The organism is Kitasatospora putterlickiae (assembly GCF_039527695.1).
GTDB classification, from domain to species: domain Bacteria; phylum Actinomycetota; class Actinomycetes; order Streptomycetales; family Streptomycetaceae; genus Kitasatospora; species Kitasatospora putterlickiae.
This window is the reverse complement of the sequence record NZ_BAAAKJ010000560.1, coordinates 1-1372: the sequence shown is the minus strand read 5'-3', so window position 1 is coordinate 1372 and position 1372 is coordinate 1. Positions and strand designations below refer to the sequence as shown.

Annotated in this window: 1 protein-coding gene and 1 pseudogene; both read right to left on the bottom strand. The window is 79.2% G+C overall.

Annotated elements, in window-relative coordinates; all coding sequences use genetic code 11:
- A pseudogene (locus ABD308_RS39345) lies at positions 1-449 on the bottom strand (hypothetical protein); the annotation flags it as partial.
- Positions 446-1372: AMP-binding protein (locus ABD308_RS39340; protein WP_344345928.1), on the bottom strand; the 927-nt coding region annotated here is incomplete at its 5' end. The gene ABD308_RS39340 and the pseudogene ABD308_RS39345, both read right to left, overlap by 4 nt.

Below are 1372 nucleotides of genomic sequence, written 5' to 3'. Positions count from 1 at the left end.
CCCCGGCGCCGCCCGCTGCCCCACTCGGCGGCCAGCACCACCAGGTCCAGGGCACCGGTGGCGAGTGCCGGGATCCGGGCGGCGAGCACCGCCTGCCAGTGCGGGCGGAGCCGGTGCGGCGCCGTGGCGTCCAGGGTGGCCGCCAGCTCGCGCCGGGCGGTGCGGTGCTCGGCACCCTGCTGGTCGAAGAGCACGCCGCCGGCGGTGAGTTCGGCGGCGGCGCCGCCGGTGGTGCCGGGGGCGGTGCGGTCCAGCGGGATCCGGGTGAGCGCCTCGCGGTAGGCCTCGGCGCCGTGCACCAGCACGGTGCGGCCGAGCCGGATCACCGGACGGCGGCGGGTGGCGGCGAGCAGGGCGAACAGCAGTGGATGGCTGCGCAGATAGACCCGGCGGTCGCGGCGGCGGGCGCCCCGGTGCAGCGCGGGGTGCCGGTCCGGTCCGCCGGTCATATCGCCAACTCCCGTGCGCAGTAGGCCGAGGCGGCCGCCCGGTCGGGCTTGCGGGAGCGACCGGCCAGCGGCACTTCGCCGAACAGCAGGGCGTCCGGGCGGGCCGAGCCCATCCGCTCCAGCGGGCCGGCCAGCGCGGTGCGCAGCCGACGGGGGTCGGTGCCGGGCGAGGGCTGGACGAGGGCGACCAGCCGCTCGTCGCCCGCCCCGTCCGGGACGCCGACCAGCACCGCGAGTTCGACGCCCGGCAGGTGCAGGGTCGGCTCGTACAGGCCCGGGTAGATGTTCTCGGCGCGGCGCAGCACCATGTCCTTGAGCCGGCCGGCGAGCACGATCCGGCCGTCCGGGTCGAGCGTGGCGCGGTCGCCGGTGCGGATCCAGGGGTCGGGTTCCTCGCCGAGGTAGCGGTGCCGGGCGCCGGGGCCGGCGAGCAGCAGTTCGCCGTTGTCGCCGAGCCCGGTGCGCACGCCCGGCAGCGGGTCGCCGACCAGGTCGCCGGGCCCGTCGAAGGCGCTCTTCCCGGCCTCCTCGACGGCCGCCGCCGGGAACAGCTCGGTGAGCGCGTAGACGCTCCAGGCCTGATCGGCCCCGGCCTGCTTGACCCGGCGCAGCAGGGCCGCGTCGGCGGGCGCCGAACCGGTCCAGACCCGGCCGGTGAACCGGGCCCCGGCGCCGAGCGCGGCGCGCAGTCGCGGCGGGGTGAGGTAGGTGTGGGCCGGGGCGAGCCGGCCGAGCTGGCGGGCCAGCGCGGCGGGCTCGCGGGCCGGCAGCGCGACGGCGGCGCCGGCGGTGAGCGCGGGGACGAGCACGAAGAAGGTGCCGCCGAGCACCACCGTGCCGGGGCGCGGGTCGACGAGTTCGGTGACGGTGCGCAGCCCGGCGGCCAGGCCGCCGCGGGAGTGCACCACGGCGCGCGGGCGGGC